This window comes from Streptomyces sp. NPDC091272 (genome assembly GCF_044757485.1).
In the GTDB taxonomy this organism is placed as follows: domain Bacteria; phylum Actinomycetota; class Actinomycetes; order Streptomycetales; family Streptomycetaceae; genus Streptomyces.
The window spans coordinates 76,175-100,154 of record NZ_JBIVVC010000005.1 but is presented as its reverse complement, the minus strand read 5'-3'; the positions used below and the strand labels follow the sequence as shown (position 1 = coordinate 100,154).

The window sequence follows — 23,980 nt, the reverse complement described above, 5'->3', positions numbered from 1 at the left end:
CGCGCTCGGCCTGCCGATGCCCGACGAGCAGGCGCCACGGCTGCTGTGCGTCGAGATCTATCAGGGCAAACCGCTCTCGTACCTCACCGAGACCGCGGCGGGGCTGCTCGAATCGCTGTCCTCGGAGGCTCCCCGCACGCTCTTCGTACCCACCACGACGCGCACCCGCGAGCAGTACCACCGCATCCATCTGCCAGGCCCCGCCGCGCGGTTCGCGATCTGTGCCAACGGCGGGCACCTCCTCGTCGACGGTGTCTCCGACCTCGACTGGCAGGACGAGGTCGCCCGCCGGCTCGCCGACGAGTGCGCGCCGCTCGGCGAGATCCGCGACCGTCTCGCCCGTACGGCCGACCCATCCTGGCTGCTGAAGGACAGGGTGGCCGAAGACCTCTTCGCGTACCTGGTCGTCGAGCGGACGCTGCTCCCGGACGGCTGGGTCAAGGAACTCGCGGAGTGGGCCGCGCCACACGGCTGGACCGTCTCGCTCCAGGGCCGCAAGATCTACGTGGTCCCGGGCCCGCTGACCAAGAGCGCCGCCGTGCGCGAGGTCGCCCGCCGCACCGGTGCCACGCTCACCCTCGCCGCCGGGGACTCCCTCCTCGACGCGGACCTGCTGCTGGCCGCCGACCGGGGCTGGCGGCCGGGCCACGGGGAGCTCGCCGACGCGGGGTGGGACGCGCCGCACATCACCGCCCTGCCCCAGAACGGCGTCGCCGCGGGGGAGGAGATCCTGCGCCGCTTCATCCGTGAGTCCGCCGCGGCCGACCGCGCTGCCCCTGCTCCCCCTCGTCTTCCTGCTTCCCCTTCCCCCTCCGCCTGACCACCCGCATCACCACGAAGACGAGGACCGCGAACCCGGCGACGCCCAGTACCACCTTCGAGTAGAGCGAGACATAGCCCGCCACCTGCTCCCAGTTGTCGCCCAGCAGATAACCGGCGAGCACGAACAGGGTGTTCCACACCGCGCTGCCGAGCGTGGTGAGCCCCAGGAAGAGGGGGACCGACATCCGCTCGACGCCCGCCGGCACGGAGATGAGGCTGCGGAAGACCGGGATCATCCGCCCGAACAGCACCGCCTTCGTCCCGTGCCTGGCGAACCACGCCTCGGTCCGCTCGATGTCCGAGACCTTCACCAGCGGCAGCTTCGCGGCTATCGCCACCGTCCGGTCCCGGCCGAGCAGCGCGCCCACCCCGTAGAGCGCGAACGCACCGACCACCGAGCCGACCGTGGTCCACAACAGGGCTGCCCACAGGCTCATCTGGCCGGTGCCGGCCGCGAACCCGGCCAGCGGCAGGATCACTTCGCTCGGGAGCGGCGGAAAGAGGTTCTCCAGAGCGATTGCCAGGCCCGCACCGGGAGCCCCCATGGTCTCCATCAAGTTGTTGATCCACTGAGGCGCGCTGCTTTCGATCATGCGGGCCACGCTACGGACCGGGGGCTGAAGGGGGCCTGAAGAAGCCCGCGTACGGCAGACCGGACGGAGAACGAGCGGCCCTAGCCGCAGCAGCCCCCGCCGCAGCAGCCCCCGCCCGCACCGGCGGCGGGAGCGGCACCGGAAGTCGCCGCCGTACCGCCGACCGCCACCGCGGACAGCAGCTTGACCGTGTCCTCGTGACCCGCCGGGCAGGGGGCGGGCGCGGAGGACTCGGCCATGGGACGGCTCACCTCGAAGGTGGTGGCGCAGGGACGGCAGCGGTACTCGTAGCGAGGCATGTGGACAGGGTAGTGCGGCCCGGGTCAGGCTCCCGCGCCTCTTTCTTCGCGGATGTCGTTGACCACTCGGGAGACCGTACGGCGGACCGCTTCCGTTTCCGTGAGGAAGTGCCAGTAGTCGGGGTGGCGGCCCTCCAGTGCGGCCACGGCCCGGTCGAGGCGGGCGACCGCGTCGTCCAGCGGGCGCGCGTGGCGCGGGTCGGGGGTGTTGCGGCCGGCCATCGCCAGACGCTGCGCGTCCCGGATCGCGAAGCGCGTGCGCTGGATCTCCTGCTGCGGGTCCTTCGCCACCGCGTTCAGCCGCTGGAGGCGGTCGGACGCCGCCGAGACGGCCTCGTCGGTGTCGTTGAGGAGCGCACGTACCGTGCTGAGCAGGGAGGTCGCATCCGGCCAGCGCTGTTCGGCGCGGGCCTTCGAGGCCTCCTTGAGACGTTGTTCCGCCAGCCGCACGTTCTCCGTGGCCTCGGCGGGGACCTGCTGGAGGTCCTGCCAGCACGCCGCGGTGAAGCGCCGGCGCAGTTCGCTCAGTACCGGGTCGACCTTGCCCGCCCGGGTGGTGAGGGCCTGCGCGCGGGTGCGCAGGGAGACCAGGCGTTTGTCGATCTCCGCGGCCCGTTCCGGCAGCCGCGCCGCCTCCGCCCGTACCGCCTCGGAGTCGCGGCTCACCTTCTCCGCACGCGCGAGCGTCTCCGGTACGCCGTGCTGCCCCGCGCCCTGGTTCAGTCTGGTCAGTTCGGGGGCGAGTGCAGCGAGCCTGGCGGCGAGATCGTCCGCCCGCAACCCGGCGGCCCGGACCGCGTCCAGGGCGTTGCTCGCGGCGAGGAGGGACTGCCGGGCCCGCTCGACGGCCGGGGCCAGCCGGGCGAGCTGGGTCTCCGCCTTGTCGAGCAGCGGTCCCAGACTCCGGGCGAACCGGTCGAGCTCGCCCTTGACCCGGACGAGCTCGTCCTTCGCCTTGACCAGTTCGGCGCGGGCTCGCGTCGCGTCGCCCGGGTCGAGGTCGTCGCGCTCCAGGTCATGGGCGTCGATGGCGGTGATGTAGGTGTGCGAGACCTCGTCGATGCGCTGCCCGAGCGTCGCGAACTGCTCCGCCGTGCGCCGAGCGTCGGGCGAGCTGTCCACCGCGGAGATCGTCTCGATCGAGATCCGCATGTCCCGCTGGGCGGTGTCCAGGTCGTAGAACGCGGCGGCAGCCGCGTCCTTCGCCGCCTGCGCGTCCGCCCGCGCGCTCTCGCTGCGCCCGCCGAACCAGCGCCGGGTGCCGCCGCCCGCGAAGGACGCCAGGGAGAGGGGGAGGAGGACCGCCGCGGGCAGCAGCAGCAGGGTCAGTGCGTCCCGGACGCCGTGCGGCACGGCGCGCGCGGACGCGGCGGTGGGCAGCTCGTCGCTGGACAGCCCGGCGGAGACGTGGGGAGCAGCCCCCGTGCCGACGGCCGCGCGCGAGGCCGGCGTGCCCGGTTGCGGATCCGGACGGCGGTGTGCCCGACGGCGTACTCGCTGCGTGTGCGGCTGCGCGTCTGTCGCCGTCACATCCCTCTCCCGTGCTGTGTCCGCCTGCCTGGCATGGCCTGTTCATTGTCCCACCAGGTAAGGACGAACACACGGGCCGGTTAGTTCGCGCTTCGGAGATTGATTTCGCCGTTGTCGCTGCGGACCTTCACCACATGGGGGCTGTTGTCGGCCTTCGGCACGTCCACGGTGACCCGGCCGTTGCTGCTCGCCGCGTCGACCTTGTACGTCGATTTCGGCAGGCCCAGCCGGATCGCGCCGTTGCTGCTGTGGCTGTCCACCAGGTCGGGCACGGCGGTGAAGCCCAGCTCGACCTCCCCGTTGTCGGACTCGGCGCGCACGGACCGCGCGGAGAGTCCTTCCGCGTGGATCTTCCCGTTGTCGCTCTCCACGTCCAGCTTGCCGCCGCTCACGTCCTTGAGCCTGACCTCGCCGTTGTCCGAGGTGATCTTCAGGTCGGTGTCGAAGCCGGTCGCCCGCACGCGGCCGTTGTCGTTGTTCAGTGTCACCGCGACGCCGCGCGGCACCTTCACCGAGTGCCGGGCCTCGCAGTCCATGGAGATGCCCGTGCAGCCGACCTTCAGGGTCAGGGTGTCGCCGTCGAGCGTCCACCGGGGGTCGGGGCCGCTGCCGAGCAGGGCCCAGCCGTCCACCTGCCGCTCGACCTGGATCTCCTTGACGTCGGCGGGGACCAGGTCGAGGGCCGAGTTGTCGGCGTCGATGGTCAGGGCCTTGCCGCTGAAGGCGAAGTTCTTCTTCTCCACCGGCGAGTCCGAGGCGTCCGCGCCGCCGCAGCCGGTGGCGACCAGCGCGACGAGCACGGCCCCGCCCGTGGCGAGAAGGGTGCGGTTCCTGCGTGCGGTCCTGACTGCCATGGTGGTCGTCCCCCTGGTGCGTACGGTCGGTGTGGTGTCCACGATAGGAACCGGGCGCCCGCCCTACGATCCGGCCGCCCACCGCATCGGGGGTGGGGGTAACCCCCGGCCCCTGCCCGGCCGCATCGGCCCGGCCCCGCCCCGCGCCCGCCCTGCCCTGACCGGCGCACGTCCGGTGGGGATTGGGGAGCTGCCCCCCTGTCCATGTACGCTGTTGCCTCATGCCGGGCGCGTAGCTCAGGGGTAGAGCGCCGCCCTTACAAGGCGGATGTCGGCGGTTCGAAACCGTCCGCGCCCACTGCACGAAGGCCCCCGACCGTTGACGGTCGGGGGCCTTCGCACGTGCTGCGGGCGGGCCGTTGTCGGTGCGGCTGGCTACCGTTGTCGTATGTGCCGCAGCATCAAGACCCTTCGACCGCCCGCCATCCCCGAAGAGGCCACGCAGGAGGACATCAGCGCAGCAGCCCTGCAGTACGTGCGGAAGATCTCCGGGTTCCGGGCTCCCGCCAAGCACAACCAGGAAGTCTTCGATCAGGCAGTGGGAGAGGTGGCCGAGGCGACCGCCAGGCTGCTGGCCGGGCTGGAGGTGCGCGGACGGCGTACGACGTAGGCCGCGAGCACTCCCGCGACGGCCAGGGCGAGCACCGAGATCCCGGTGCTGATCCAGCCCGCCCCCAGCCACTGGCCGCCGAAGTAGCCCAGGCTCACGCTGTAGAGCGCCCACGCGACGCCCGCCAGCGCCGACCACGGGACGAACTCCTTCGCCCTGCGGTGCGCGGCGCCCGCGCCCAGCGAGACCACCGAGCGGCCGGCCGGGGCGAAGCGTGCGACGACCACCAGAATGCCGCCGCCCTTGCTGAGCGCGGTGCCCAGACGTTCCTGCGCGGCGGAGAGCCGGCGCGAGCGGGAGATGGCCCGGTCGAGCCGGGCGCCGCCCCGCCAGGCGAGCCGGTAGGCCACCAGGTCGCCCAGCAGCGACGCGGTCGCCGCGCAGAGGGCCAGCAGAAGCAGCTCGGGCATGTCGTTCGCGAAGGAGTCCGGGGCGGTGGCACTGGAGGCGCCCGCCGCCGCGGCGGTGGCCGCGGTGATCACCAGGACACCGCTCGGCAGGATGGGGACGAACACGTCAAGCACGATCGAGATGCCCACCACCGCGTATATCCACGGACCGGCGGTCAAGGACCCCAGACTTTCCAGCACTGCGAACTCCCCGGCTACGGAAAACAACGCCGCGACGTCGCATGGGGAGCGGCAGGGGCGGCTTAACAGCGTTCCACCTTACGCCTGGTGGGAGCGCGATTCGTGCCCAAAAGGCGTGATGTCGGGGAGATCACGTCCGCTCTGTGGCGGCCGTCACGTTCACCCGTTCGCCGCACCCGGAGCGACGGCCCGACAGGGGGCGCGGAGGGTGGGGGCGGAGAGGTCGACGGGCCCTCGCGAGGGTTGCCGGACGCCCGGTGAGCACGGCGAAGGAGTCACCATGACAGGTCTGATCCAGAGGTCGAGGCGGGCAAGGAACCTGGGCGCGGCGGTGGCCGTGGCCGCGTTGTTCGCCGGGACGGCGGGGACGGCCGCGGCCGTCCCCGCCGACGGCGGTGACGGGGGCCGCGGCGGTGACGTCCAGGAGCGCACGGTCGACGACGACCTCGTCCCGGTCTCGGCGTTCGAGCCGCCCGGGGCGGTGACGTACGACCAGGCGCTGGCGCCGGCCGGTGGCTGGATCCAGGTCCGGGAGCGGAAGGACCGCAAAGGCACGACGGTCACCGTGCGGGTGCGGGGGCTCAAGCCGGACCACCCGTTCGGGATGCATGTGCACCAGAAGCCGTGCGGCGTCGACCCCGAGGCGGCGGGCAAGCACTACCAGCACGTCAGTGACCCGAATCTGGTCAACGACGAGAACGAGGTGTGGCTCGACTTCACCACCAACGGCTCCGGCGACGCCGAGGCCTCCGCGCACCACGCGTGGGGACTGCCGAAGGGCGCGGCAGGCTCGGTGGTCCTGCACCGCGAGCAGGGCGGCGCGGGCGACCGGGTCGGCTGCCTCACGGTGCCGTTCGGCGACTTCGTGGCGGAGTGACGTACGAGGCCCGCGCGGGCGGTGAGCGGGCAAGGGGGTTCGGTCCGCGAGCGGGTTTCGGCCCGGACACCCCTTGCCCGTACGGGACGACCGCTCTCGGGCGGACGCCGTCACCCCGGTACGGGACGACCGGTCAGGCGGAAGCCGTCACCCGCTGCGCCTCGGGTGCCTTCTCCCGCTGCGGGCCGCGCCGTGCGGCCAGCAGTCCGTCGACCGCCGCCGCGCCCGGTCCGGTGAAGACCAGCAGCAGGAACGTCCAGCAGAACATCGCCGACGCCTCGCCGCCGTTCTGCAGCGGCCACAGCGCCTGCGGCTGGTGGACCACGAAGTACGCGTACGCCATCGAGCCTGAGGAGACCAGTGCGGCGGTCCTGGTGAACAGGCCGAGTGTCAGCAGAACGCCGCCGACCAGCTGGATCGCCGCCGCGTACCAGCTCGGCCACGCGCCGAACGCGGCCGTCGCGCCGGTGCCGCCCCCGCCGCCCAGCACGCCGAACAGCGAGGCGGCGCCGTGGCAGGCGAACAGCACTCCGGTCACGAGACGGAACAGCCCGAGGGCGTACGGCCGGTACTCCGAGAGCCGTGCGGCGAGAGCGGTCTGCCCGGAGGCAGCGGGTTGCGCGGGTGCGGAAGGTGCGGTCATGAGTGGGGGACTCCTTCGGTGGTGGCCGGGGGAGGGCCGGTGGGGACGCAGCCCGAAGAGACCTGCGATGCCCAGGAGGTTAGGTAAGCCTCACTGTGCTTGCAAGTTCAACATTCGAGTCATGACCGAAATTCGCCCCCAAGTGGCGCTTCCCTTACGCCAGTTACCCCACTTGTGTCATTCGTGTGTCAGGTTCGTGTTCATCACCGTCACCAGCCGGCTCTTTCCCTGGGCCTCGTTCTGCACCTCGCCGCTCTCCTGCCGGCCCTTGCGCGGCCGCTGCGCCTGGTCCAGCCGCAGTTGCGCCGAGCGGCCCCGCAGCGTCAGCGTCATCAGCTGGTTCCCGAACCAGGGGCCGTCGCTCCGGCGCCACTTGATCAGCGGCTCGCCGAGCCGCGCGTGCCGCGCGAGCCGGCGGCCGAGCCGCTGCCCGGTCGCGCTCCACCCGAAGCGGAACCCGAGCTTGATCGACGACGGAACGCCGTTGTGCACCGGTGAGCAGGTCAGCTGGTAGACCCGCGCGGTGCCCGGGTGCGCGTCGTCCGGCCACCGGGTCGGCTCCGCGACGTACGCGTGGTGCACGTCACCCGAGAGCACGCACACCGTCGCCGGGGCGCCCGGCCCATCCCCGACCTTCGCGATCAGCCGCGCCATCCGGTCGAAGGACGCCGGGAAGGCCGCCCAGTGCTCCAGGTCCGACGCCCTGCGCAGGGTCTCCGCGAACCGGGCCCACCTGCGTCCCCGCTCGCCCGCGGCCAGGGTCGCGTTCCACCTCTCCGCGTCGTGGATCAGCGGCGGCAGCAGCCACGGCAGCGACGTGCCGATCAGCAGGTGGTCGTACGGCCGGGAGACGTCCAGTGCCTGCTCGGCGAGCCAGCTCGCCTCTTCCTCGTCGAGCATCGCCCGCGCGCCCTCCTCAAGGACCCGCGCCGCCCGGGTGTCCACCATCAGCACCCGTACGGAACCGAAGTCGCGCCGGTAGCTCCAGCGCACCGAGGCCGGGTCCCGGTCCGCGCGGGCGGCGAACCGCCGCAGCGCGTCCGTGCCGTCCGGGGTGGCGCGCACCTCCTCGTACAGCTCGTCGGCGGCCAGCTCGGCGGGGGAGAGGTTGCCCAGGTGCTGATACACCCAGTACGACATCAGCCCGCTGAGGATGCGCTCCTGCCACCACGGGGTGTCACGCATCTCGGAGACCCAGGCCGCGCTGGTGTTCCAGTCGTCGATCACGTCGTGGTCGTCGAAGATCATGCAGGTGGGAACGGTGGACAGCAGCCAGCGCACCTCGGGGTCGAGCCAGGACTCGTAGTAGAGGTGGGTGTACTCCTCGTAGTCCGCGACCTCCACGCCGGGCGCCTCGCGCAGGTCGCGGCGGGCGGCCAGCCAGCGGCGGGTGGCCTTGGAGATCTCGTCCGCGTAGACCTGGTCGCCGAGCAGCAGCAGGACGTCGGGGCGCTCGGCGTTCGTCCCGTCCGGGCTCTTGCTGAGGCGGGCCGCGAGGGTGTCCAGCGCGTCGGGACCCGCCGGGTCCTTCTCGCCCTCGGCGGGCGCCGCCCACCGGCAGGAACCGAAGGTGATGCGGGCCGAATCCGATTGCGGCAGCGGGGTGTTGATGGTGCTCGGCGGGAAACCGGAATCCGGCGTCGGCCACACCTGATCGCCGCCGAGCAGTACCTCGTACCGCGTGGAGCTGCCCGGTCGCAGTCCGGTCACCGGGATCAGCGCGTAGTGGTGTCCGGCTATCTGGAACGTCTCCGCCGTCCCGCCGCCGCCCTCCTCGCAGCGGACCTCCGCCGTGCAGGGGCGGTCCGTCTCCACCCAGACGGTCGCGGCGTCGCCGGTCTCCCAGTCGACGTACCTCAGTACTGGTCCCAGGCGCAGCCCGGTCATGTGCCCTCCTCCGTCGTACCCCCGTGCGGGGCCAGCCCCGTACGGTACGGAACGACGGAGGGGAGCGGGGGAGTTCCTTAGGTCAACTTGACATTGACTTCGTGGGGCGACCGGGCGGTCACGTTCAGCAGTTCCTGAGCACGCCCTCCAGGGCCGTCTTCTCCGCCTGGTCGACCGTCAGCTTCCAGTGGTGCTTCACGTGCACCCACATCCGCGCGTACGTGCACCGGTAGGCGGTCCGCGACGGCAGCCACTCGGCGGGGTCCTGGTCGCTCTTGGACTGGTTCACGTTGTCGGTGACCGCGATGAGCTGGGGGCGGGTGAGGTCGTTGGCGAACGCCTCGCGGTCGGCGGTCGTCCAGTTCCTGGCGCCCGAGCGCCATGCCTCCGCGAGCGGCACCATGTGGTCGATGTCCACGTCGGCGGCGGCGGTCCAGGTGGCACCGTCGTACTCGGAGTACCAGCTCCCCTTCACCGCGGCGCACGAGGAGTCCTGCTGGACGTCGCGGCCGTCCCGCTTCAGCACCGCCTCGCGGGTGTTGCAGGCGCCGGACTGGGTGGACCAGTGCGGGAACTTCTCCCGGCTGTAGCCGTCCGACGAGCCCTCCGCGCTGACGGTCAGGGCGGCCAGGTAGGTGCGTGCGGTGGCCGCGCTGACCGGCGGGGGCGGAGAGGCGAGGGCGGCGGGGGCGGTGGTGAGCAGGCCGGTGGCGGCGAGGGCGGCGGCGCTCGCGGCGACGGCGGCGCGACGCGCGTAGATCTTCACGGACGGTGCCGCGGTGAGGCGTGACATGTGAACTCCCGTGCTGTGGGGGGAAGTTGTGCCGCGCGTCCCGTCAACTCCCGCGCTGCCGGGCCATCGTGGCGACACCGGGTTTCCGGGAGACGTGCGTCAGGTAACAGCGTGGCGACATGGTCACGTCATATCAAGGAGTTGGCGGGGGCGTTCGGCGGAACGCGGTCGGCATTCACCGGACCTGACGAATCGCCACCGGGCTTACACGTGAGGTGCGTTGGGGGCGGCGCGGGGCCGAGCCGGATCCCGGAGCCGGGCAATGCGAAGTCGACTGGTGCGCGCCGGTTCCGACCCGGCTCGGGCCGGTGCGCGCCGGTTTCGACCCGACTCGGGCCCGGCGTGCGCCGATCGTGCGACCTAAGGTGGGCCGGTGCTCGCCGACCGGTCCGCCCCCGCCCTGCTTCCCGTCAACCTCACCCTCGGCGCCGTCCTCCTCGTGCTGCTCGTCCTCGCGGCCACCGTCGTCGCCTGCGCCCGGCTGTCCGGCGACGGCACCCGGGGGCGGGGCCGTGACGTCGCGGTCGCCGGGGTGCGGGCCGCCGCGCAGCTCGCCGTCGTGGCCCTGGCCATCGGGTGGGTGGCGCGCTCGGGATGGCTGCTGGGCGGCTTCCTGCTGCTGATGTACGGGGTCGCCGTACGGACCGCGGGCCGCCGGGCCACCCGTAACGGCACCTGGTGGTGGGCCGCTGCGCCGATCGGCGTCTCGGTGGCGCCCGTGGTCGCGGCCCTGCTGCTCACCGGCCTCGTGCCGCCGAGCGGCGTCGCACTGATCCCCGTCACCGGGATCCTCATCGGGGGCGCGCTGAGCGCGACGGTGCTGGGCGGGAGGCGTGCGCTGGACGAGCTGGCGGTACGGCGCGGCGAGGTGGAGGCGGGGCTCGCGCTGGGGCTGCTCGACCGGGAGGCACGGCTGGAGGTGGCCAGGCCCGCAGCGTCGGACGCGCTGCTGCCGGGGCTCGACCAGACCAGGACCGTGGGACTGGTCACCCTGCCGGGCGCCTTCGTGGGGATGCTGCTGGGCGGTGCCTCACCGGTGCTGGCGGGGGCGGTGCAGCTGTTCGTGCTGGTGGCGCTGCTCGCGGTGCAAGCGGTGGCGGTCGCCGGGACGCTGGAGCTGGTGGCGCGGGGGCTGCTGCACCGGGACTGAGGCGCGGGACTGGCGCGCCGGGACTGAGGCGCGGGGTTGCTGCACCGGGGCTGGGGCGCGGTTGCCGGCCGGGCGGGGACGTCGCGTACCCTGTTCGGAGCAGAAGGGGAGTAGCTCTTCGCCGGACCGTCGACATACTGCTGAGTTCGCTCAGCCGGCGCCCGGAGGCCCACGCTTCACCGCGTCGGGTCAGCGAGACCTTCGGCCGCAGTGTTTGTTGAGTGCTGACGACGCTGCCGTGCCGAAGCGACCCCGAAAACAGGCAGGTCTCTCGGCGCGCGCAGCCCGACCGATTGAGGAACCTCCTCCAATGATCAGCTTTACCGTCATGGCCATCACCTTCGGGACCGTCTTCCTGGCGGAACTTCCCGACAAGACGGCTCTCGCCGGGCTGATGCTCGGCACCCGTTACCGCGCGAGCTACGTCTTCGCGGGCGTCGCCGCCGCCTTCCTCGTACACGTCTGCATCGCCATCGCCGCGGGCAGTGTGCTGACCCTGCTGCCGCAGTGGCTGGTGCAGTCGGTGGTGGGCGTGCTGTTCCTGGCGGGAGCGCTCGTGCTGCTGCTGAAGAAGGACGAGGACGACGAGGAGGTCAAGGCGCCGAAGGACCAGTCCTTCTGGAAGGTCTCCGGCGCGGGCTTCATGCTCATCCTGGTCGCCGAGTTCGGTGACATCACGCAGATCATGACGGCGACACTGGCCGCCCGCTACGACAACCCGGTGTCGGTGGGCATCGGCGCGGTCCTCGCGCTCTGGGCCGTCGCGGGCCTCGGCATCGTCGGCGGTCAGGCGCTGATGAAGCGGGTGCCGCTGCGGCTGATCACCAAGGTGGCGGCGTGCCTGATGCTGGTGCTGGCGGCGTTCAGCCTGTTCGAGGCGGTCACGGGCTGAGGGTCCGGCCGGTCTCGGGCTGAGGGTCCGGCCGGTCTCGGGCTGAGGGTCCGGCCGGTCTCGGGCTGAGGGTCCGGCCGGTCACGGGCCGATGTTCCGGCCGGTCACGGGCCGATGGTCAGGCCGTGATGTGCAGGGCCGTCGAGCCGTCCGCCGCGGTGTGGACGCGGACCTGGGTGAGGTCCTGCACGAGAGCCGTCGGTTCGTGCACACCCGCGCGCGGGCCGACGCCCAGGACGCGCATCCCGGCCGCCTTGCCTGCCGCGATGCCCGCGCCCGAGTCCTCAAGGACGATGCAGTCGGCCGGGTCGAGACCGAGCTCGGCCGCGCCCTTGAGGAAGCCCTCGGGGTCCGGCTTGCTCGCGCCGACCAGCTCGGCGGTCACCCGCACCGACGGCATCGGCAGCTCGGCAGCCGCCATCCGGGCCTGCGCCAGCTTCTCGTCGGCCGAGGTGACCAGGGCGTGCGGCAGGTTGGCCAGGGCGGCCATGAAGGCGGCGGCGCCGGGGACCGGGACGACACCGTCGGTGTCGGCGGTCTCCTTGGCCAGCATCACCTTGTTGTCGGCGTGATTGAGCTCCATGGGACGGTCGGGGAGGAGGACCGCCATCGTGGCGTAGCCCTGCCGGCCGTGCACGACCTTGAGCGCCTCCGCCGGGTCCAGGCCGTGGTCGAGCGCCCACTCCCGCCAGCAGCGCTCGACGACGGCGTCGGAGTTGACGAGCGTGCCGTCCATGTCCAGGAGGAGGGCCTTGAAGGGCAGGACGCTGGTGCTGGGCATGTGGGACTCCAGGCGCTGGGGGCGCGGCGTTGCGGGATGTGCGGGCAGAGGGCGGCGCGGAGGCTGTGTCTGTGTCTGTGCCGTCCGTACTGCGTGCGCGCGGGTCCTGCGCGCCGCGAGAAGGAAACAAGCGGTTCCGCCCACCGGTCAGGGTACGCGGACGGAACCACTTTGTTCTTGCACGATACAAAACAGGAGCCGCTCGCGCCACCCCCGCCCCCGGCGCACGGCGCGGCGCGCGGTCACGGCTCGCGGGTGAAGCCCTCCAGGGAGGCGCGGGTCGCCGGCCCGTAGACGCCCTCCGGGTCCCCCTCGACGCGCATCCGCGACTGGTACGAGGCGACGGCGGAGGTGACGCGTGAGGAGTAGCGCCCGTCCCTGGGGCCGCGGTAGAGCCAGACCTGGGACAGCCGGTCCTGCAACTCCCGCACCTCGGGGCCGGAGGAGCCCTCGGCCAGGGAGCCCGCGGGCGGCGTCGCGGCCGGCGGGTCGGGCGGCGGCGGGGCGAGCGCCGAGGTGACCGGGGCCGTCGGGGTCCTCGAAGGCGTGACGGTCGGCTCGGGCGTGGGGGTCGCCGAACGGGTCGCACGGGTGGGGGTGGGGCTCGGGGTGTTCGACGCGGTCGCGGTCGCGGCCACGGGCCGCACCGACGCGGAAGCGGTACGGGACGGAGCGCTGCCCGCGCTCGGCCCGGTGGACGGGGTGGGGGCGGCGGCCGTGGGGGTGCCGCCGGCCGGGAGCGCGCGGGTGCGATCACTCTCGCCGTCGAACGCGCCGACGGCGAAGGCGGCGCCGAGGAGGACCACCGCGGCGGCAGCGGCGGCCAGCAGCACGGTCCCGCGGGCCCGGCGGCGGGGCGGTTCGGCGGCACCGGTCGGGCGGGGGTCCGGGTGCCCGCCTCCGGGAAGGGTGCCCTCATACGGCACGCGGCCGCCCCCGGAAGGGGCGCCCTCGTGCGGCGCGGGCACACGCCCGGCATGGGTGTCCTCGTGCGGCGCGGACCCACCTCCGGGACGAGTGCCCTCGTGCAGCGCGGGCCCCCGCCCGGGAAAGCCGCCCTCGTGCGGCGCGGGCCCGCCCCCCGAAAAGACGCCCTCGTGCGGCGCGGGCCCCCGCCCGGGAAAGCCGCCCTCGTGCGGCGCGGGCCCCCGCCCGGGAAAGCCGCCCTCGTGCGGCGCGGGTCCGTGACCGTCCGTCTGCGGGACCGTGTGCAACGGCATGGTCCGGGCGGCAGGCGGGGTGGCGGGCCGGGCCGGCGCGGAGGGGTCGGAGGCCTCTCCGTCCGCGAGGGTCGGGGAGGCCTCCTCCGGGCGGCCCAGGTTGACGTACGGACGGATGCGGAGAGGGTGGAAGTCCTCCGCGTCGGCCATCGCCGCCGTTCGTTGCGCGTGGTGTGCGTCCGCGGCACGGCGGGCGCAGTCACAGGCCGGGGTGCCCGGCCCGGGTCTGCCTCCGTCCGGCGCCGCGCGTTCCGTACCGCATTCAGGACATAGGTGTCCGTTTTCCATGGGGTCCCCTCCCTCGAACTGCAGCGATTATGCGGCCCCCTCTCGCGGGGCTCCATCGCCAGGTCCCGGACCCGGCCCCGCTCGGCAGGCCGTATCCACCCAAACCGACAAGGATGGAGACATGGCTCAGGAGGAACCTCAGGCGCAGCAGCCCCAGCCGTCGCAACGGCCGCAATCACCGCAACCACCCCGGAGCGGACCGGCTCTGCGGGAAGCCGTCCCGGCGCCGGGCGAGGGGCAGCCGAAGCGCGCCGTGCTCGTCTCCATCGGCGCGCTGCTGCTCGGAATGCTGCTGGCGGCCCTCGACCAGACCATCGTGTCCACCGCGCTGCCGACGATCGTCAGCGACCTGGGCGGCATGGACCACCTCTCCTGGGTGGTGACCGCCTACATGCTGGCCGCGACCGCCGCGACCCCCCTCTGGGGCAAGCTGGGCGACCAGTACGGCCGCAAGAAGCTGTTCCAGACCGCGATCGTGATCTTCCTGGTCGGTTCGGCCCTGTGCGGCATCGCGCAGAACATGCCGGAGCTCATCGCCTTCCGGGCGCTCCAGGGTCTCGGTGGCGGCGGCCTGATGGTGCTCGCCATGGCCATCGTCGGAGACATCGTCACACCCCGGGAACGCGGCAAGTACCAAGGTCTCTTCGGCGCCGTCTTCGGTACGACCAGCGTGCTCGGGCCGCTGCTCGGCGGACTGTTCACCGAGCACCTGAGCTGGCGCTGGGTCTTCTACATCAACCTGCCCATCGGTATCGTGGCCCTCCTCGTCATCTCCGCCGCCCTGCACATCCCGGCCCGTACGAGCAAGCACCGCATCGACTACCTCGGCACCTTCCTCATCGCCTCCCTCGCCACCTGCCTCGTCCTCATCGCCTCCCTCGGCGGCACCACCTGGGCATGGGCGTCGCCGCAGATCATCGGGTTGGCGGTACTGGGCGTGGTGGTGCTCGTCGCCTTCGTGTCCGTGGAACGGCGGGCCGCGGAGCCGGTGCTTCCGCCGCGGCTCTTCCGGGTACGGACCTTCGTGCTGAGCTCGGTCATCAGCTTCGTGGTCGGCTTCGCGATGTTCGGGGCGATGACGTACCTGCCGACGTTCCTTCAGGTCGTGCACGGCATCAGTCCGACCATGTCCGGTGTGCACATGCTGCCGATGGTGCTCGGCATGCTGATCTCCACGACGGGCTCCGGGCAGATCGTCAGCAGGACCGGGCGCTGGAAGGTCTTCCCGATCGCGGGCACCGCGGTGACGACCGTCGGCCTGCTGCTGCTGCACCAGCTGACCGCCACCAGCAGCACCCTGCGGATGAGCCTGTGCTTCTTCGTCTTCGGCGCGGGCCTCGGCCTCGTCATGCAGGTGCTGGTGCTGATCGTGCAGAACGCGGTGCCGTACGAGGACCTGGGCGTGGCCACCTCCGGGGCGACCTTCTTCCGCTCGATCGGCGCCTCGTTCGGGGTCGCCATCTTCGGCACGATCTTCACGAGCCGGCTCGACGGCAAGCTGACCGACGCCCTGGCCGGGCAGCCGCTGCCGCCCGGCGTCGACGTCGCCCGGCTGGAGTCCGACCCGCGCGCCATCGCGGGACTTCCGGCCGCCCTGCGACCCGAGGTGCTGGACGCGTACGCCTCCGCCATCACGGACGTGTTCCTCTACGCGGCCCCGGTCGGCCTCGTCGCGTTCGTCCTCGCCTGGTTCCTCAAGGAGGACCGGCTGCGCGGTTCCGTCACCGCTCCCGAGGCGTCCCAGACACTCGCCTCCAACCCGGTCGAGCGCTCCTCGCGCGACGAGGTGGCGCGGGCGCTGTCGGTGCTCGGCACCCGGGACGGCCGCCGCGCCGCGTACGAGAACATCACCGCGCGGGCCGGCTACGACCTCCTGCCGGCGGCGAGCTGGCTGCTGCTGCGGATGCGCAGGGACGGCTTCGTCCAGCCGGCGCTGCTGGCCGAGCACAGCACGGTGCCGGCGGACGTGATCCGCGAGGCGGCCCGGCAGACGGAGGAACGCGCGCTCGCCCGCCGCGAGGGCCTCGCGCTGCTGCTGAGCGACGACGGCGCGGCCGTCGCCGACCGGCTCGCGAAGGCCCGCGAGGAGTCCCTCGCGGAGCTGCTGGGCGACTGGTGGGAGCCCGGCCGGCAGGACGAACTCTCCGAACTGGTGGAGAAGTTGAGCGCCGAACTGTGCGGGTCCAACACGGACGGGCCGACGGGGGCAGCAGAGGTACGGCGGGAGCGGTGGGGCCACTGAGCCACCGAAGGGCCGAACCGGGGGAGCCGTCCGGCCGAGCGGTCAAAGGGCCGTCCGGTCGTGCGGCCCGGGGCGCCGTCCGCCCGGTCAGAGTGTCAGGTCCTTCTGGTACCAGTGCTCCGCGTACCGCTTCGCGTTGAGCGCGCCGACCTCCAGGTAGCCGTGCTTGACGTACAGGCCGCGGGCCTCCACCAGGTCGTTGCGGGTGTCGAGCTGGATGCGCCGGGCGCCGTACGCCCGCGCGGTGTCCTCGATCGCCTTCAGCAGCCGGCCGCCACCACCGGTGCCGCGCGCCTCCGGGCGTACGAACACCCTTGTCAGCTCGGCCAGTTCGGGTTCGAGCAGGACCATCCCGGCGCACGCCGAAGGCTTGCCCTCGTACCGCCCGACCACGAACGTGCCGGTCGGCGGCAGCAGCAGCTCCGTGCCGTCGTCGCTCAGCCCCTCGTCGATCTCGCGCTCGGTGGCGGGGCGGTCCCAGTACCGGCTCGCGACCTCGTCGTAGTAGTCACGGCGCAGCGTGGTCGCGTCCGGGGTGCGGGGGTGCTCGGTGGTGATGATCCAGCTCATCGCCCCTCTGTACCGGAACGGGCGACCGTTTGGCCACCGGATTACGGGCTACCCGGTGGTCGAGAGGCCCGCACGAACGGGCCCCGAGCCCCAAGTACCGGAAAGGCAGAGCATGTCCACAGTCCTGATCATTGTGCTGATCGTGGTGGTCGTGATCGCCGTCGCGGCGGCTGTCGTCTTCCTCGGTCCCGGACGGGGCCGTGTGGGCGGCGGGAGCCTGAAGCGGCGGTTCGGCCCCGAATACGAAAGGGTGCTGGCCCGGCACGGCGGTGACTCCAAGGCCGCCGAGCACGAGCTGGGCGAGCGGGTGAAGCGCTACGGCGACTTCCGCCCGCGCGAACTGTCGCGGGAGCGGCACGAGAGCTACGTGGCCCTGTGGGCCGGTGTGCAGGAGCAGTTCGTCGACTCCCCGCAGCGGGCGGTCGCCGAGGCGGACCGCCTGCTGTCGGCGGTCGCCGTCGAGCGGGGCTACCCCGACGGCGAGAGCGAGCAGCTTGAGGCCCTGTCGGTGCACCACGCCACGCACGTCGACGGTTTCCGCCGGGTGCGCGGCGCCGCACGCGGCGAGGGCGGTACGGAGGAGATGCGCGAGGCCGTGGTCGAGGCCCGCGCACTGTTCGAGGCCCTGGTCACGGACCACCGGGGCGGACACGGGCCGGAGCACGGTGAGCACGGCCCCGGCCACCACGGGGACGAGCACGGTTCTGGTTCGCACCGGCCCGGCATTCTCGGCCGGAACGCCAAGGGGAGTGGAGTCTGACATGACGTACGAGAGCGGAAACGATGGCCGGGAGCGCGCCGCGGACGGTACGGCCCCCCGCACCCCGACGCCCTCCGAGCGCGGCGCGGAGGCCGAACTCGACGCGTTGCACGACCCGGTACAGGCCCAGGCCAACCAACGGGGCCGCAGCGCGAGGGACTTCGGAGTGACGGGGGCGGGCGCGTCGGACGAGATCGGCCCGCTGCGCAGGCCGCCGGAGGGTTCGGACGCGGCGCAGGGACGGCAGCCGGGCCAGGAGCGTCAGGCGCCGCCGGTCCCGCCGGTACAGGCACCCGCCGCAGGCGGGGGCCGAGGCGGCGCGGGTACGCCCGCAGCGGGCAAGGACGGCCGCGGCACGGACGGCAGGGGTACGGACGGATTGGGGACTGACGCAATGAACACCGACCGCATCGGTAGCGACCGCGGTGGCGACCACCTGGGCGCCGACCGCGCAGGCACTGGCCGGGCGGGCGCCGGCCTGGGCGCCGACCGCACCGGCGCCGGCCAGGATCGCGCGGGCGCGGGCCACCTGGACGCGCCCGCCGGGGGCGCTGTCGCGGGCGCCCGCGGCGAACAGCACCCCGGCTCCGCCACCGCGCACCAGCCCGGCGTGGGCGCCCAGCTCCTCCCGCACGGCGAGCGCGACAAGCTGGGGCTGCGCCTCCAGCAGGCCGTCAACCAGTTCGTCGACGAGCCGCGGCGCGCGGTCGAGGAGGCCGACCACGTACTGGAGGAGGCCACCCGCCACGTTGCGGAGACCCTTGCCGAGCACCGCCGTTCGCTCCGGGGCGCCTGGGAGACCAAGGACCGGGAGACGGAGACGGAGGAGCTGCGGGTCGCGCTGCGCAAGTACCGCGAGGTGACGGAGCGGCTGCTCCAGATGTGATCGGACCGGAAGTGGTCCCGGGCGGTCTCAGCCGGTCTTCGGACCGGTCTGCTGGACCACTTCGAACGACCACACGGTGGAGCCGGAGGCGGCGGGCCTGGGACGCCCGCCGCCTTCCGCGCTGTCCGCACCGCGCTGGTGGGCCTCCTTCATCGGCCCCTCCATCCAGGCCTTGAACGCGTCCTCGTCACGCCAGCGCGTGTACACGAGATACTGGTCGGTGCCCTCGACGGGCCGCAGCAGCTCGAACCACTCGAACCCGTCGGAGCTCTCCACGGTCCCGGCGCGCGAGGAGAACCGCTTCTCCAGCACCTCCCGCTGCTCGGCCGGCACGGTCAGGGCGTTGATCTTCACGATGCTCATGCCTCCCATCCTGCCGCACGGGCCCCTGGTGGATGCCGGGGGCCCGTCTTGTGTCCGCAGGAGCCCAGCAGCCTCAGAGGCAGCCGACCTTCACGGCGTCGATGAACGTTTCCCAAGTGCTGCCGGGGAGGTTCAGGGAAGGCCCGCCAAGGGCCTTGCTGTCGCGGACGGGAACCACGCCGCACGGCACGACGAGGTTGGTGGCCACCTCAACACACTGTCCACCGTTGCCGCTGTAGGAAGACGTGAACCAGTTTGGGGTTTCGGTCGTCACAGGGTGCCCTTTCGTACCTCATTGATCATGGCCAAGGATTCTGCTTGCGATAACGCCCCGACCTGTAGCTGATGGTAGGCGCTCAACAGGGGCAGTACGAACGCACTTTCCCGTTCCAGGTGGCCTCGTTGCGCCGACTCCGCATAGGACATCAAGGGGCGGTCCGGAAGGGTCAGCACCGTCACGGGGAGGCTGAAAGGGCGCCGCTCGCCCATGGTGAACGGAGCGATTTGCAGCAAGGCGGTGGGCTGATCGGCAAACTCCAGCAGACGGGCCAACTGGGCGTTCATGATGGCCGGGCTCCCCATGGGACGACGGATGCAGCTTTCGTCCAGAACCGCGATGACCAGGGGCGGTGGCGAGCGGACCAACGAGGCCTGGCGGCGCGCGACCAGGGCCACCCGTTCCTCGGCCTGTTCCTGGCTGATCGCTCCCCGCCGTACGGCATCCGCTTCGAGCGTGGCCGAGTACTCCGGTGTCTGTAGGAGCCCAGGAACAACGCCTACTTCGTACAGCCGGATCTCCGCCGCTCGCGCTTCGTGCTCCAGGTACTGAGGGAATCCCTCGATGAGGGCTCGACGTCTGGCCGTTCGGCTGTGCCGAGCGAAGTAATCGCCGGTCTTGAATGCCGTGTCTGCTCCCGCCGCGAACTGATTAGTTGGCGCGCGCCGCCCTGTCTCCACCGCAGAGATGTGTTGCTCCGTGCAACCAACAAGGGACGCAAGGCGCTTCTGCGTCCAACCTCGCTCCTCTCTCAGCCTGCGAAGACGGGCGCCGAAAGGGGGAACCGGCGATCCGTCAAACCCGAGATCCTTCTTGTTCACCATGGGGGCACCAACTCTGCAACCACGCCTGATTAGTTGAAGACCCGCACAGGCTACGCCAGGCTGACTCCACCGGGTGATGGAACCGCCACAGAGGGGAGCGACGGCCATGGGCAGCGCAGCGCGGGCGGACCTGCGATTTCTGATGGAGGAGTCCGGGTGTGCCGGCGGCCTCCTGCTCGTCGGGGAGGTCACGGACGTCTGGTCCGTGGAGGATCACAACCCCGACCCGTACCCGTCCTGCGGCGTGTGCGCCGCCCTCGTGCGGCAGCGCGACACGGCTACGCGCAACGGCACGGAGCTGACCGTGGAACAGTGCAACGCGGAACTTCGCAACCATCCCCACACCGGGCCGCCCCCAGCGGTGACCGCGCATGGGTGAGCGCTTCCTGGTCATCTGCACCGCGGCCCCCGGGCTGCTGATCCTCATCACCGAGTCACTACGCGCACACCGATCCGGAGAGGGAACGACCGTGGACATCGGAGACCTGGTCACACTGCACGGTGACATCCGTCTGGTGGTGGCGCGGGACACCGCGGGCCTGCTGCTCCTGGTACGGGGCGACGGTGACGAGCTGTGGATGGGGAAGCGTCTGCCACCGGGTGCGGAGCGGATTCCCGGCGAGATCACCGAGATCGACCCGGGCGAGGTACGCAGCGGTACCTGGGTCCTCCTCGACGGCACGTGGCGCCGGGTCGTACACGTGGCACGGCACCCGTACCACCACGGTGGCAGTCCTGAACTCTTCCTGCTGCGGGCCGGCCCGGTTCCCCTGCGGCACGTCATGGCCGGGCCCCTGACCGGCTGCCGGGGGCAGGCCCCCAACTTCCGCCCGCACAACCGAACAAGTATCCAGGCACCGGACTCACGAGAGGCAGACACATGGTGATGCAGAACGGCGCAGACAAGGTCCCCGGCGAGCCGTACCCCGGCCCCCACCAGCCGCCGACCCCCGACGGGGGTCCCGGCGTGCCGAACCCGCCGAAGCGGTGACGGCGAACCCCGGCGACGAGCGTCCCGGCGTGGTGGAGCTGGGACGCGTTCTCGCGGCTCAAGGGCATCTTTCCCGGGACTGGGAGCCGTCCTTTCGCGCTGTTCCGCGTGCCGGCTTCCTCCCGGAGCTGATGTGGCCCTTCGACATGGAGACACAGCGGAGCGTTCCGGTCCTCCGGTCGGCGGACCCCGAGGCGTGGCTGCGGTACGCGGACTCAGACGTGCCCGTCGTCACGCAGTGGGACGACGGCAAGCACAGCGGAACCTCGCCCGGCCGTGTCGCGACCTCGTCGGCCTCGATGCCTTCGGTCGTCCTTCGGATGCTTCAGGACCTCGCGGTCGAGCCGGGCAGCAGGGTTCTGGAGATCGGCACCGGAACAGGCTGGAACGCCGGGCTTCTGGCGCATCGGCTCGGTGCGGGCAAGGTGTTCAGCGTCGAGGTGGACGGGGCTGTCGCGCACCGCGCCCGCGCCGCCCTCAAGGACGCGGAGCTGCCCGTGACCGTGGTCCACGGCGACGGATACCTGGGGCTCCCGGAACAGGCTCCGTTCCACCGCATCACCGCTACGGCGGGCCTGCGTCAGATCCCCGTGGCGTGGCTGCGGCAGTGCACCGCCGGCGCCATCGTCGTGGCGCCCTGGGGGACGCACTACAGCAACCGTGACGCTCTGCTCCGGCTGGTGGTCGAGAGCGGGGAGTACGCGTCCGGGCACTTCGGCGCCCCCGTGGAGTTCATGAAGCTGCGGGGCCAGAGAATGCCCGAGGTGGTCCACCGGGACTACCTCACGGGCCCCGTGACCGACGGCGACGAGTCAGGATCGGAGCTCACGGAGGAGGAGTTCGTGGGGAAGCAGGGGTCCAGATGGTCCACTCTGCAATTCGCCCTGGGCCTGAAGGTCCCCGACTGCTTCCAGTCCGTGGAGCCCAGGGCGCGGGACAGCCGGGTGGTCCGGCTGTACGAGCTGGGCGAAGGCCGTTCCTGGGCCTGCGCGCAGTTCCGGGACGGCAGGAGGACCCGGGTCTGGCAGGACGGCCCACGGCGGCTCTGGGACGAGGTGGAGACCGCCTACCGGTGGTGGATCGACCGAGGCGAACCTGATCACACGCGATTCGGGCTCACCGTGACGACGGAAGGGCAATTCGCGTGGCTGGACACCCCGGACAGTCTGCTGGCGGCCCCGGCGCGCGTCACTGCCCGTCGAGCCGGCGGGCCGCGCGTTTAATGCGTGGCAGGCGGACGTGCCCACCGGCTAGAACGGAACCCGCGTTTCATTGTCGTCTTAGAGCTGGGAGTGCACCCGTGGCGGGTCAAGGTGTCGAGGCGTTCTTCTCCGACGGCAGGCTGACGTCCGTACCCCGCAAGGCCGCCCGCCGTGCGCAGGTGCTCGCGCAGCTGACCGAGACCCTGTTCGTGCCGGGGCGCGACTACACCGAGCCCGAGGTCAACGCGGCGATCCGCACCGTGCACGAGGACGCCCCCGCCCTGCGCCGCTATCTCGTCGAGGGCGGCTTCCTGTCCCGTACGAAGGACGGCAGCAGCTACCGCCGCAGGGTCGTGGCCGGATAGCGACCCGGCGGCGCGTGGCAGCAGGCATGAAGGAGCGGCCCCACCCGAGTGGTGGGGGCCGCTCCCGTGTGTCTTGTGCGCACCGAGCTTGGGTGCGCGAGGGGGTTATCCGGCGGCGCGCAGTGCGCGGGCCTCGGCCTCCGACTCGACGGACGGCGGGGAGCCGGGCAGCGGGCGGCGGGCGCTCTCCGTCATGAAGAAGACCGCGACACCGCCGACGACGGCCGCGGCCATCATGTAGTACGCGGGCATCAGCAGGTTGCCGGTGGCGCCGATGAGCGCCGTGACGACCAGCGGCGTCGTACCGCCGAAGATCGACACCGAGATGTTGAAGCCGATCGACAGCGAGCCGTAGCGGACCTTCGTCGGGAACAGCGCGGGCAGCGTGGAGGGCATCGACGAGGTGAAGCAGACCAGCAGCAGGCCCAGCGCTCCCGTGCCCAGGCCGATCGCGAGCAGGCTGCCCTGGCGGATCAGCAGCAGCGCCGGAACGGAGAGCACCAGGAAGCCGACGCAGCCGGCGGCGATCACCGGGCGGTGGCCGAAGCGGTCGTTGAGGCGGCCGGCGAAGGGCTGCACACACATCATCAGGGCCATCACGCCCAGGATGACGAGCAGGCCGTGCGTGGCGTCGTACTTCAGCTGCTCGGTCAGGTACGTCGGCATGTACGACAGCAGCATGTAGTCGGTGACGTTGAAGACCAGCACCAGGCCGACGCAGAGCAGCATGGCCCGCCACTGGCCGACCACCGTCTCCTTGAGGGAGACCTTCTTCTGCTCCTTCTGCTTGGCGCTCGACTCCTTCTCCAGGGCCGCGAACGCCGGGGTCTCCTCCAGCCGCAGCCGCAGGTAGAGCCCGATGAGGCCCATCGGGCCCGCGATCAGGAACGGCAGGCGCCAGCCCCAGGACAGCAGGTCATCGGAGCTGAGGAGCGCCGTGAGCAGGGTGACCAGGCCGGCGCCGCCGATGTAGCCGGCGAGCGTGCCGAACTCCAGCCAGCTGCCCATGAAGCCGCGCTTCTTGTCCGGCGCGTACTCCGCGATGAAGGTCGAGGCGCCGCCGTACTCACCGCCGGTCGAGAACCCCTGGACCAAGCGGGCCACGAAGAGCAGCGCCGGGGCCCACAGGCCGATCGAGGCGAAGGACGGGATCAGGCCGATGGCGAAGGTGCCGGTGGCCATCAGGATCATGGTCAGGGCGAGGACCTTCTGACGGCCGATCCGGTCGCCGAGCGGACCGAAGACCATGCCGCCGACGGGCCGCACCAGGAACGCCGCGGCGAACGCGCCGAACGTCGACAGCAGCTGCGCGGTCGGGTTGCCGCCGGGGAAGAAGACCTTCCCGAGGGTGACCGCGATGTAGCTGTAGACGCCGAAGTCGAACCATTCCATGGCGTTGCCGAGGGCGGCGGCCTTCACGGCCCGCTTCACCATCGCCGGGTCGGTGACGGTGACGGGGGTGTCAGCGGCTTCGCCCTTGGTCAGGGGCACTGGCTGGGGGGCGACGGAGGTGGACGCCGGCACGTATTCGCTCGCCTGCACTTTCTGGGTGGACGGAGGTGGGCAGCGGCTGTCCCCGAACGGCAGCGGTGGGGAAAGACAGGAGCCGCCCCGCACCGCGGGGCGACCCAAAACAGACCATAAGCACTCGGTTGCACTTTGCACACGGTG

The 23,980-nt window shown here is 71.9% G+C and carries 27 protein-coding genes and 1 tRNA gene; 13 read left to right on the top strand and 15 right to left on the bottom strand.

Annotated elements, in window-relative coordinates:
- Positions 1 to 16: 16 nt before the first annotated feature.
- Positions 17 to 820 carry an HAD family hydrolase gene (locus ACIQM4_RS16105; RefSeq protein WP_401592332.1) on the top strand — a complete coding sequence of 268 codons (804 nt, stop codon included), beginning with the start codon at positions 17 to 19 and terminating at the stop codon, positions 818 to 820.
- Here ACIQM4_RS16105 and ACIQM4_RS16100 read toward each other — a convergent pair.
- The 4 genes from ACIQM4_RS16100 to ACIQM4_RS16085 all read right to left on the bottom strand — a co-directional run bounded on the left by ACIQM4_RS16100 (position 741) and on the right by ACIQM4_RS16085 (position 4,098).
- Positions 741 to 1,415 (bottom strand): DedA family protein, encoded by a 675-nt coding sequence (locus ACIQM4_RS16100; RefSeq protein WP_401591633.1) that lies wholly within the window; start codon positions 1,413 to 1,415, stop codon positions 741 to 743. The two genes, ACIQM4_RS16105 and ACIQM4_RS16100, sit on opposite strands and share 80 nt — an antisense overlap.
- Positions 1,416 to 1,495: 80 nt before the next feature.
- A complete protein-coding gene (locus ACIQM4_RS16095; RefSeq protein WP_401591631.1) occupies positions 1,496 to 1,714 on the bottom strand; it encodes a zinc ribbon domain-containing protein in 219 nt (72 codons plus the stop codon).
- A gap of 24 nt (positions 1,715 to 1,738) precedes the next feature.
- Positions 1,739 to 3,094 carry a hypothetical protein gene (locus ACIQM4_RS16090; protein ID WP_401592330.1) on the bottom strand — a complete coding sequence of 452 codons (1,356 nt, stop codon included), beginning with the start codon at positions 3,092 to 3,094 and terminating at the stop codon, positions 1,739 to 1,741.
- Between the two features lie 230 nt (positions 3,095 to 3,324).
- A complete protein-coding gene (locus ACIQM4_RS16085; RefSeq protein ID WP_401591629.1) occupies positions 3,325 to 4,098 on the bottom strand; it encodes a DUF4097 family beta strand repeat-containing protein in 774 nt (257 codons plus the stop codon).
- Positions 4,099 to 4,324: 226 nt separating this feature from the next.
- On the opposite strand from ACIQM4_RS16085, the gene ACIQM4_RS16080 reads away from it, so the two are divergent.
- A tRNA-Val gene (locus tag ACIQM4_RS16080) sits at positions 4,325 to 4,396 on the top strand.
- Between the two features lie 90 nt (positions 4,397 to 4,486).
- Positions 4,487 to 4,708, top strand: a complete 222-nt coding sequence (locus tag ACIQM4_RS16075; RefSeq protein ID WP_401591627.1) for a DUF2277 domain-containing protein — start codon at positions 4,487 to 4,489, stop codon at positions 4,706 to 4,708.
- Here ACIQM4_RS16075 and ACIQM4_RS16070 read toward each other — a convergent pair.
- On the bottom strand, positions 4,630 to 5,298 hold the full coding sequence (locus ACIQM4_RS16070) for a DedA family protein (RefSeq protein WP_401591625.1): 669 nt from the start codon (positions 5,296 to 5,298) through the stop codon (positions 4,630 to 4,632). The two genes, ACIQM4_RS16075 and ACIQM4_RS16070, sit on opposite strands and share 79 nt — an antisense overlap.
- Positions 5,299 to 5,578: 280 nt before the next feature.
- Here ACIQM4_RS16070 and ACIQM4_RS16065 point away from each other — a divergent pair, with 280 nt between their 5' ends.
- Entirely contained in the window at positions 5,579 to 6,175 is a 597-nt protein-coding gene (locus ACIQM4_RS16065; RefSeq protein WP_401591623.1) for a superoxide dismutase family protein, read from the top strand.
- 133 nt (positions 6,176 to 6,308) lie between these two features.
- Here ACIQM4_RS16065 and ACIQM4_RS16060 read toward each other — a convergent pair whose 3' ends face one another.
- From ACIQM4_RS16060 to ACIQM4_RS16050, 3 genes are all read right to left on the bottom strand, one after another.
- Entirely contained in the window at positions 6,309 to 6,818 is a 510-nt protein-coding gene (locus tag ACIQM4_RS16060) for a DoxX family protein (protein WP_401591621.1), read from the bottom strand.
- Between the two features lie 177 nt (positions 6,819 to 6,995).
- Positions 6,996 to 8,705 carry an alkaline phosphatase D family protein gene (locus tag ACIQM4_RS16055; protein ID WP_401591619.1) on the bottom strand — a complete coding sequence of 570 codons (1,710 nt, stop codon included), beginning with the start codon at positions 8,703 to 8,705 and terminating at the stop codon, positions 6,996 to 6,998.
- A gap of 124 nt (positions 8,706 to 8,829) precedes the next feature.
- Positions 8,830 to 9,498, bottom strand: coding sequence for an HNH endonuclease family protein (locus ACIQM4_RS16050; RefSeq protein WP_401591617.1), 669 nt, complete (start codon positions 9,496 to 9,498; stop codon positions 8,830 to 8,832).
- A gap of 373 nt (positions 9,499 to 9,871) precedes the next feature.
- Between ACIQM4_RS16050 and ACIQM4_RS16045 the strand changes: the two genes are divergently transcribed.
- Together ACIQM4_RS16045 and ACIQM4_RS16040 are read left to right on the top strand one after the other, a co-directional pair.
- Positions 9,872 to 10,648 (top strand): ABC transporter permease, encoded by a 777-nt coding sequence (locus ACIQM4_RS16045; RefSeq protein WP_401591615.1) that lies wholly within the window; start codon positions 9,872 to 9,874, stop codon positions 10,646 to 10,648.
- Between the two features lie 310 nt (positions 10,649 to 10,958).
- Entirely contained in the window at positions 10,959 to 11,540 is a 582-nt protein-coding gene (locus ACIQM4_RS16040; protein ID WP_401591613.1) for a TMEM165/GDT1 family protein, read from the top strand.
- 118 nt (positions 11,541 to 11,658) lie between these two features.
- Here the strand turns inward: ACIQM4_RS16040 and ACIQM4_RS16035 are convergent, their stop codons facing one another.
- Both ACIQM4_RS16035 and ACIQM4_RS16030 read right to left on the bottom strand, forming a co-directional pair.
- Positions 11,659 to 12,321 (bottom strand): HAD-IA family hydrolase, encoded by a 663-nt coding sequence (locus tag ACIQM4_RS16035; RefSeq protein ID WP_401591611.1) that lies wholly within the window; start codon positions 12,319 to 12,321, stop codon positions 11,659 to 11,661.
- A 242-nt stretch (positions 12,322 to 12,563) separates the two neighbouring features.
- Positions 12,564 to 13,691 carry a peptidoglycan-binding protein gene (locus ACIQM4_RS16030; RefSeq protein WP_401591609.1) on the bottom strand — a complete coding sequence of 376 codons (1,128 nt, stop codon included), beginning with the start codon at positions 13,689 to 13,691 and terminating at the stop codon, positions 12,564 to 12,566.
- Positions 13,692 to 13,950: 259 nt separating this feature from the next.
- Here ACIQM4_RS16030 and ACIQM4_RS16025 point away from each other — a divergent pair, with 259 nt between their 5' ends.
- Positions 13,951 to 16,071, top strand: a complete 2,121-nt coding sequence (locus ACIQM4_RS16025) for an MDR family MFS transporter (RefSeq protein ID WP_401591607.1) — start codon at positions 13,951 to 13,953, stop codon at positions 16,069 to 16,071.
- An 87-nt stretch (positions 16,072 to 16,158) separates the two neighbouring features.
- Here ACIQM4_RS16025 and ACIQM4_RS16020 read toward each other — a convergent pair whose 3' ends face one another.
- Complete coding sequence (locus ACIQM4_RS16020; RefSeq protein ID WP_401591605.1) at positions 16,159 to 16,641, bottom strand: GNAT family N-acetyltransferase; 483 nt, start codon at positions 16,639 to 16,641, stop codon at positions 16,159 to 16,161.
- 112 nt (positions 16,642 to 16,753) lie between these two features.
- Between ACIQM4_RS16020 and ACIQM4_RS16015 the strand changes: the two genes are divergently transcribed.
- Both ACIQM4_RS16015 and ACIQM4_RS16010 read left to right on the top strand, forming a co-directional pair.
- Positions 16,754 to 17,401: a hypothetical protein gene (locus tag ACIQM4_RS16015; protein ID WP_401591603.1), complete on the top strand. Its 648-nt coding sequence runs from the start codon at positions 16,754 to 16,756 to the stop codon at positions 17,399 to 17,401.
- A 1-nt stretch (position 17,402) separates the two neighbouring features.
- Positions 17,403 to 18,287 carry a hypothetical protein gene (locus ACIQM4_RS16010; RefSeq protein ID WP_401591601.1) on the top strand — a complete coding sequence of 295 codons (885 nt, stop codon included), beginning with the start codon at positions 17,403 to 17,405 and terminating at the stop codon, positions 18,285 to 18,287.
- Positions 18,288 to 18,314: 27 nt separating this feature from the next.
- Here ACIQM4_RS16010 and ACIQM4_RS16005 read toward each other — a convergent pair whose 3' ends face one another.
- From ACIQM4_RS16005 to ACIQM4_RS15995, 3 genes are all read right to left on the bottom strand, one after another.
- Positions 18,315 to 18,650 carry an antibiotic biosynthesis monooxygenase family protein gene (locus tag ACIQM4_RS16005; protein ID WP_401591599.1) on the bottom strand — a complete coding sequence of 112 codons (336 nt, stop codon included), beginning with the start codon at positions 18,648 to 18,650 and terminating at the stop codon, positions 18,315 to 18,317.
- A gap of 73 nt (positions 18,651 to 18,723) precedes the next feature.
- The gene (locus ACIQM4_RS16000) at positions 18,724 to 18,924 is read right to left on the bottom strand and encodes a DUF397 domain-containing protein (RefSeq protein WP_401591597.1); all 201 of its coding nucleotides are present in this window, start codon (positions 18,922 to 18,924) and stop codon (positions 18,724 to 18,726) included.
- The gene (locus ACIQM4_RS15995; RefSeq protein WP_401591595.1) at positions 18,921 to 19,751 is read right to left on the bottom strand and encodes a Scr1 family TA system antitoxin-like transcriptional regulator; all 831 of its coding nucleotides are present in this window, start codon (positions 19,749 to 19,751) and stop codon (positions 18,921 to 18,923) included. The genes ACIQM4_RS16000 and ACIQM4_RS15995 overlap by 4 nt, the downstream gene beginning before the upstream one ends.
- Before the next feature lie 106 nt (positions 19,752 to 19,857).
- Here ACIQM4_RS15995 and ACIQM4_RS15990 point away from each other — a divergent pair, with 106 nt between their 5' ends.
- The 4 genes from ACIQM4_RS15990 to ACIQM4_RS15975 all read left to right on the top strand — a co-directional run bounded on the left by ACIQM4_RS15990 (position 19,858) and on the right by ACIQM4_RS15975 (position 22,309).
- Positions 19,858 to 20,130 carry a hypothetical protein gene (locus ACIQM4_RS15990; protein ID WP_401591594.1) on the top strand — a complete coding sequence of 91 codons (273 nt, stop codon included), beginning with the start codon at positions 19,858 to 19,860 and terminating at the stop codon, positions 20,128 to 20,130.
- Positions 20,123 to 20,638: a hypothetical protein gene (locus ACIQM4_RS15985; protein WP_401591592.1), complete on the top strand. Its 516-nt coding sequence runs from the start codon at positions 20,123 to 20,125 to the stop codon at positions 20,636 to 20,638. The genes ACIQM4_RS15990 and ACIQM4_RS15985 overlap by 8 nt, the downstream gene beginning before the upstream one ends.
- A 100-nt stretch (positions 20,639 to 20,738) precedes the next feature.
- A complete protein-coding gene (locus ACIQM4_RS15980; RefSeq protein ID WP_401591590.1) occupies positions 20,739 to 21,965 on the top strand; it encodes a methyltransferase domain-containing protein in 1,227 nt (408 codons plus the stop codon).
- Positions 21,966 to 22,042: 77 nt separating this feature from the next.
- The gene (locus ACIQM4_RS15975) at positions 22,043 to 22,309 is read left to right on the top strand and encodes a DUF2087 domain-containing protein (protein ID WP_401591588.1); all 267 of its coding nucleotides are present in this window, start codon (positions 22,043 to 22,045) and stop codon (positions 22,307 to 22,309) included.
- Positions 22,310 to 22,414: 105 nt separating this feature from the next.
- Here the strand turns inward: ACIQM4_RS15975 and proP are convergent, their stop codons facing one another.
- Entirely contained in the window at positions 22,415 to 23,800 is a 1,386-nt protein-coding gene (gene proP, locus ACIQM4_RS15970) for a glycine betaine/L-proline transporter ProP (RefSeq protein WP_401592328.1), read from the bottom strand.
- Positions 23,801 to 23,980 lie beyond the last annotated feature (180 nt).